This is a genomic window from Clostridium bornimense, from assembly GCF_018917145.1.
In the GTDB taxonomy this organism is placed as follows: Bacteria; Bacillota; Clostridia; order Clostridiales; family Clostridiaceae; genus Clostridium_AN; species Clostridium_AN bornimense_A.
The window spans coordinates 1-6985 of sequence record NZ_JAHLOD010000087.1; the positions used below are offsets into that span (position 1 = coordinate 1).

General features: G+C 27.7%; 9 protein-coding genes. 2 read left to right on the forward strand and 7 right to left on the reverse strand.

The window, feature by feature from the left end; all coding sequences use genetic code 11:
* The first annotated feature begins 312 nt into the window (after window positions 1-312).
* Entirely contained in the window at window positions 313-450 is a 138-nt protein-coding gene (locus KQI30_RS16185; protein ID WP_216464385.1) for a hypothetical protein, read from the forward strand.
* A gap of 285 nt (window positions 451-735) precedes the next feature.
* Here the strand turns inward: KQI30_RS16185 and KQI30_RS16190 are convergent, their stop codons facing one another.
* The 5 genes from KQI30_RS16190 to KQI30_RS16210 all read right to left on the reverse strand — a co-directional run bounded on the left by KQI30_RS16190 (window position 736) and on the right by KQI30_RS16210 (window position 4528).
* On the reverse strand, window positions 736-1602 hold the full coding sequence (locus KQI30_RS16190; RefSeq protein ID WP_216464386.1) for a metallophosphoesterase family protein: 867 nt from the start codon (window positions 1600-1602) through the stop codon (window positions 736-738).
* A gap of 10 nt (window positions 1603-1612) precedes the next feature.
* On the reverse strand, window positions 1613-2386 hold the full coding sequence (locus KQI30_RS16195) for an alpha/beta fold hydrolase (protein WP_216464387.1): 774 nt from the start codon (window positions 2384-2386) through the stop codon (window positions 1613-1615).
* Between the two features lie 296 nt (window positions 2387-2682).
* Window positions 2683-3108, reverse strand: a complete 426-nt coding sequence (locus KQI30_RS16200; RefSeq protein WP_216464388.1) for an NUDIX hydrolase — start codon at window positions 3106-3108, stop codon at window positions 2683-2685.
* 42 nt (window positions 3109-3150) lie between these two features.
* Window positions 3151-3615 carry a GNAT family N-acetyltransferase gene (locus KQI30_RS16205; RefSeq protein ID WP_216464389.1) on the reverse strand — a complete coding sequence of 155 codons (465 nt, stop codon included), beginning with the start codon at window positions 3613-3615 and terminating at the stop codon, window positions 3151-3153.
* Window positions 3616-3697: 82 nt separating this feature from the next.
* Window positions 3698-4528, reverse strand: a complete 831-nt coding sequence (locus KQI30_RS16210; RefSeq protein ID WP_437177744.1) for an aldo/keto reductase — start codon at window positions 4526-4528, stop codon at window positions 3698-3700.
* 94 nt (window positions 4529-4622) lie between these two features.
* On the opposite strand from KQI30_RS16210, the gene KQI30_RS16215 reads away from it, so the two are divergent.
* Window positions 4623-5021, forward strand: a complete 399-nt coding sequence (locus KQI30_RS16215; RefSeq protein WP_216464390.1) for a MerR family transcriptional regulator — start codon at window positions 4623-4625, stop codon at window positions 5019-5021.
* Between the two features lie 164 nt (window positions 5022-5185).
* Here KQI30_RS16215 and KQI30_RS16220 read toward each other — a convergent pair whose 3' ends face one another.
* Both KQI30_RS16220 and KQI30_RS16225 read right to left on the reverse strand, forming a co-directional pair.
* The gene (locus KQI30_RS16220; RefSeq protein ID WP_253287549.1) at window positions 5186-5740 is read right to left on the reverse strand and encodes a serine acetyltransferase; all 555 of its coding nucleotides are present in this window, start codon (window positions 5738-5740) and stop codon (window positions 5186-5188) included.
* Between the two features lie 873 nt (window positions 5741-6613).
* Window positions 6614-6751, reverse strand: coding sequence for a hypothetical protein (locus KQI30_RS16225; RefSeq protein ID WP_216464391.1), 138 nt, complete (start codon window positions 6749-6751; stop codon window positions 6614-6616).
* Window positions 6752-6985: the final 234 nt, after the last annotated feature.

A 6985-nucleotide genomic window follows, 5' to 3' on the forward strand; every position in this document is an offset into this window, starting at 1 on the left:
CCCTGTAAAATTTTGGAATCAGAATGAGCTTTATTAAAGTTACCCTTTTTTTAATAAGACAAACTAGAAAATTTCCAATTTTAAAGTTTTTTTATCTTGACATATTACCAGTCGTCTTTAATGTTATTATTTTATAAATAGTTTTATTTATACATATAGACTTCTATTTTAATTTTATAGTATATTTTTTTATTAATATGATATAATTAAAAGGTAAGTAAAATAGTAGATGTTCACTATCACCTGTCATATTTAATTGCAACCACGAAGAGGTACGTTTCTTGTGTTAATGCTGAAAGGCAGGTGATAGTTATGTTATATCTTATTGGTATTGGAATGTTTTGTTTGACAATAATAGCTCTGGTAGCAATGTGTCTTGGAAAAGACTTTAAAAGTGATTTTACATCTGAAAAGATTAAACATAGACTAGATATAAAAGACAAAAAATAATTGTTACTTATGCATTTGCATAAGTAACAATTATACCACTCAATAACATTGACATAAGAGGCGGCCCAACGCCTCTTCTTTAATTTTACTATAACATATTTTAACTAAGTATACAACTTAATAATAAAAAACCTATTAATATTATATACATTAGTTAAAAGTTTATACAAATATTATTGGGACTGTCGCATTAATAAATAAAAACTTATAAGTGATAGTTCCTTTTATTATGGCAAATACGGTATACTAACCTTCGATGATAGAAAGGAAAGTATTATTAGTAATTTAATAGTTATAATTAATCATTTCGTTAACAGCCTGTTCCCAATACCTCTCTGGAATATTGGGCCAGATACAATTTCCGGTATCTTTTTTGCATAAATTCATGGCTCTTATAAGAACACTTCTATGAGAAACTTCACCTGTTAACAACAAGTGTTCTGTTATTTTGCACCAATATGGAGCTTTGATATCCAGCTTTGATTCATGTAAATCTCTGATTATCTTTTCTCTATCGTAATCAATACTTACAAATTCTTCGATCCAGCTATCCTCTATTCCATGCAAAATTAGAAATTGTGCTTTTCCATCACTATGTAATGGCACACCTATTGAACCTCCATTTAAAAGTATCTTATTTTCATATTTAATCTTTCTTTGAATATGTGTATGTCCACATAAGATGTAATCTGATGTATCTTTCTTCATTATCTCGAATGTATTCTCTGTATCAGGCGACATCTTTTCAGTTGTTTTATTAGGTGAACCATGACATATTGTTATTTGAGGAAATTCATTTAATTTTACTAATTGTACTATTTCTAAACTACTAAAAAATTCAATATCTTTTTCTCTTAAATGACTATATGTATATAATAAAGAACCGGTAGTTGAATTATTTTCTTTCCATATTGATTTATCACCTTTTTTATAATTTAACCAATAATCTTCCTTATTTCCTTTAATGAAGAAGCAATTATATTGACTCTTCATTTTAAATATAATATCCATTGTTTTTTCTGGGTAAGGTAACTCTCCAAGGTAATCTCCTAAGAAGAAAAAAGTGTTAATATCTCTTTTTAAAGCGTAATCAATACAGCTTTGCAAGGATACATAATTTCCATGTATATCTGATAGTACTGCTATATCCATTTTAGTTTCCCTATCTACTGAAAAGTATACCTTTTTTTATAGCTTTTGCTAATCCCTTAGGGTTTTCCCATGCCATGGAATGTCCTGCTGATTTTACAACTTCAATATTTATCCCATGTTCAGATAGTACTTTTTCATCATTGTCAGGTAAAGACTTTTCACCAAAGATAAATGTTTTTTTACATTTTAATGAATATAAAGTATCACGCCAAGATGGTGTTGATCCACTTACCGCTGATTGGGAAATCCTACTGATAGCTAGCGGAGAGCAAACTGATAGTGTAGCTGCCCACATAGAATTATCCTCTGAATTTTCTGTAATAACTTGATAAAACATTTCGTTTATAAAATCATCTTCATTACAAGTACCAAATTGATAACTAGACGTTCCTTCATAACTTTTATCAAGATTAGCTTCACTTAATATAATAGTTTCCACTTTATCTTTACATTTATAAGCTAATTCAATTCCAATTGGACCACCTAAACTATGAGCAAAGATTATAAATTTATCAAGATTTAAATCTTGTACAAATTTATATAAATACTTAACATGATCATTTATTGTATATCCAAAATCATCTGGCTTATCACTGAATCCGCTCCCTAGTAAATCTATCAATATTCGCCTATGATTTAAAAGTTCACTTTGTGCAGCTACTTCAGGATAATCAAAAGAACCTGCACAACCTAATCCATGAATAAATAATATTGGTGTGTCACCACCTTGGAAGTCATGATATCTTATCTTATTATTTTTATTGTCTATTATATATTCTTTCATTGTTTCTCCTTTCTATATAAACTTATATTATTAAAAATAATATCATTCATAATTGATTCCTCACAATATAAAAAACAGTATCTAATATTTCCTATTCTCCTCTTTTATAATACAATTTTAGCATATTATACCTAATATATTGTATGAATTTTGCCAATTAATTAAAAAAGCTATAGAATAACAGATATTATTCTATAGCATATGTATCTTTAATTTAATGACAATTCTTACAGGCATCTAGTCCTCTAGCTTGTGCTTCACTTAATGATACTTGTGTAGATGTTTTACTAAATAAACTATTTTATTACTCCAAATTGTTTAACTTTTTCTAATAAAGTTGGTTGAATCAAAGGATATGTTAAATTTGATGGCATGGAATCAAAAAGTTTAATCTTTTCAATTTCATAATCTGGCAGATCATCAAAGCAATATACATCTGCATAATATAATTGACCATATGATTTGTCATTCTCTCTATCAACAGAATATATACATATAGGATGTAAATCGAATTTTTTAGCTCCTGTTTCTTCATATAATTCTCTTTTAGCTGCTGTATCAATATTTTCATTTGCTTCTTTATGTCCTCCGGGAATTTCCCATGTATTACGTTTTTTATGTTTAACATAGATCCACTTTTTATTATACCTACATGCAATCACCGCAAAATCTAGGTTATTCTCATCTATTGTGTTTAATTCGTAAAAATTTACTTTTAACATTACAATACACCTCTTTGATTATCATGTATTAACAGAGATACTCTATAATTCATATTTCATATGAGTATAATTAGATTTACTATCCTTAAATCCAATCTTTTTATAAAGTTGATATCCTTCATTTGTAGATTCTAGTTCAACATAATCTAAATTCTTCTCTTTAGAAAACTCTAATAACATATTGATAAGTTTAGAAGCTATCCCTTGTTTTCTATATTCTTCTTTAGTATATACATTAAGTACTTCTCCTACTCTTCCGTTAATAAAGTGAGGATTAGAGGGCTTAGTAATAATATTCAACATAGCAGTTGAGACTATTTTTTCATTATCTTTAGCAACAAAAACAAATATGCTTTTACCTATATTTTCTGTAAAATAAGCTGGTAATTGCTCTTTCATTGCTTTTATGTCTTCTGTTTTAATAGTGCCTTGATCACTAGCGATATATTCTAATCTCATTTCGATAATTTGTTCTAAATCATCTATTGAAGCTTCTAGATAATTCATGTTATTCACCTCTACAAATTTTTCTTTTCATTTTTAAAATTATGGTGGTTTTTACGTTCCTCGACCATATTTACAAACCATTCTACCATTGCAGGATCTTGATGTGAGAAGAAGACACTTTGCTTTTATCTAAGTCAGCAATTAATTTCATGTCTTCTTGTGATAATGTAAAATCAAATACATTGAAATTTTCTTTCATACGTTCTATATGAGTAGTCTTTGGAATAACTACTACTCCCCTTTGAATATGCCATCTTAAGATGACCTGTGCTACTGATTTCCCATACTTTTCAGCAATCTGTGCAAGAATAGGGTTACTAAATATATCTCCTCTTCCTTCACCAAATGGTGCCCATGCTTCTATCTGAATATTATATTTATCCATCCACTGTTTAGCTTCTTCTTGTTGATGAAGAGGGTGAACTTCTACTTGATTTACCATTGGTTTGATTTTAGAAAATGAGGCTATATCAATCATTCTGTCTGGATAGAAATTAGAAATACCTATAGCTTTTACTTTTCCTGCCTCATATAACTCTTCTAATGCACGATAGGCTCCATATATATCTGCAAATGGTTGATGTAGTAAAAGTAGATCTAGATAGTTTGTTTGAAGTTTTTCCATAGATTCCTTTACGGAAGCCAATGTTTCTTCATAACCGTAATGCTCAATCCAAACCTTAGTTGTTAAAAAAATATCTTCTCTTGGAACTCCTGATTTTACAATGGCACTTCCAACCTGCTCTTCATTAAAGTAACTTTGTGCCGTATCTATGGAACGATAGCCAACTTTTAATGCATCCATCACACATTGCTGACATTCCTCCTTGGATACCTGATATACTCCATATCCTAAAATAGGCATCTTTAAACCATTATTTAATGTTATATATTCTATTTTATATTCCTCCATCTCAATATTGATTCTATTTACAAATTTATGCTACAATTTGATTGTAACAATCGGTAGTAACTACCGGTCAAGAACTTTTTTAGGAGGTTTTCCTATGTATTCTATGAAGCAAGCTTGTGAGGTGACAAATCTCACCTATGAAACTTTAAAATACTATTGTAATGAAGGTCTTGTGCCAAATGTAAAACGTGATAAAAATAATCATCGTATTTTTGATGATAGTGATATTGCATGGATTAAAAGTTTAAGTTGCCTTAAAAAATGCAATATGAGCATCAGGGAAATGAAAGAATATCTTGCTCTTTGCCTTCAAGGACAAGTTACAATTCCAGAGCGTAAAATCATACTAGAAATGAAACGTAAGCAACTTCTTACGGCAATGGATGAGCTACAAAAAAGTATAGATTATATTGACTGGAAACAGGAATTTTATGATGATGTTCTTTCTGGGAAAATAAAATATTATAGTAATTTGACAAAGGTAGATGAATAATGAATTGGAGTTTACTTATTTCTTAAACTATAAGTATATCTACTGAAGATCGTTTAGAATTGAAAGTTGCTCTATTTCTAACTTTTTTCCTTAACTGATTTCATTGTTCTAACTGTAATTTTTGCATCATCTCTAACTTTTCCTACAAGTAAAGGATATATGATTTAAATATTAACTGTAATATAATCTTTAACCGCATTTTCTTTTTTTATAATTTTAGCAGGATTTCCAATAACAATAGAATTATCAGGAACATTAAAATTTACAAATGCATTAGGAGCAATTAAGACATTGTTACCAATTTCTATATTCCCGACAATGGCAGCATTAGAACCAATCCAAACATTATTTTTAATTGTTGGGGTTCCTTTTCTTATGCCTCTAGGTTCATAACCAATTAATACTCCATTTAAAATCGTTACATTATCACCAATTAATACTTTCGAATTTACAACAATTCCACCAATATGTGCTATTTTAAACCCTTTTCCTATCACTGTTTCTGATGGTATTTCAATGTTATATTTAATTTGATAATGTTTATAGATATATTTAAAAAGTAACGTTACAAATTTAAAATATTTTCTTTTCTTTTCACATTTTCTTTTTAAATATACTAATTTGAATTGTGGCAAGAACAAATATTTAAAAAAGGTCTTTTTTGTTACATTTTTAGTCCACTTTTTTAAATCATACATATATTTATTAGTATAATTCATATTCTTCCTCCTAAAAAATAGGATATATACTATTATACACCATGTATTTAATTTAAATCAACACTATGACTAACATATGTTAATATCCATTTCTTTAATCCTGTACTCCAAAATCATTGTGATATGTCTCCTTATGTATATATGTAGAATAGTTGTTTTAGATAATTGCTTATCAAATACTTTATAAAAAATATATATTCATTAGAAGATGGTCTTTTTCTGTTATCTAGCATTTCTCTATTATGTAAGTTAGTACATTTGGTGTTACATTAAAGATAGTAGTATAATTAATACAATTAGCTTTAATAGTATCACCTACTGAAATTATTTCTGTATTAGTACCCATCAATAGTGATTCAAATGATGTTGTAGTTCCATTTGCTATAATTTCCTCATTTACTGAATATAAGTATGTAAGGTTTGGTCTTTGATATTAGTAATTTTGTATACTTATAATATAATCCCTAACAAAATTACTATTTAGTTTTCTTATTTCTATATAGGATTCGTTATGTTTTCATTATTGTTAAATATATATGCTTTACTTAAAACAAGTGGTGAAAATCGTATTTTTATTCTCTATTATCAAAACTACGTTAGAAGTTTTACTAATTGTTTCTGAAAAAAATGTTCAGGTGTATTATATACATTTAGTTTTTGAATAGAGATTCTTAAATTGGAAAGTAATGTAGAGGCTTTTCTTAAATATTTTTCTTCAACCCATATTTCATAAGATCTTTCATTAATAGATAGAGAAATTTTTAATTTATCCATATTATAAGTAGTGTAGTTATTTAGCTTCTAAATGTATTCTCTTATCTTTTGATATTCTTTAAGCTTATTTAAATAATAGTTAATGATAAAGAAAGCATTTTAATTTCTTATTTCATTAAGCATTTCTGTAAAATCTTCCTGTGGTTTATTAATTGCATACTTTTTATATAGAATAGAATTTCTACCATTAGTACCCGTTCTTAATTTAGGTATTGAAGTTCCACTATTAACTAACACCTCAACCTTATTAACTAATTCCTCATATTTTATAGATCTATATATCCTAGATAATTCTTCATAAGTAGTTGTTTTTCTTGGGAAATTTTCATAGTTATATCTCCACTTTTCTTTTGATAGTGTAAAGTTTATTTACACTTCTTTCTTTAAAAATCTTTATATATCAAGGTTTTAGAAGTTTTTTTGTATAAAAAAACAACGACCCCCTGATTTCTATGTTAAAATTGAATCTCC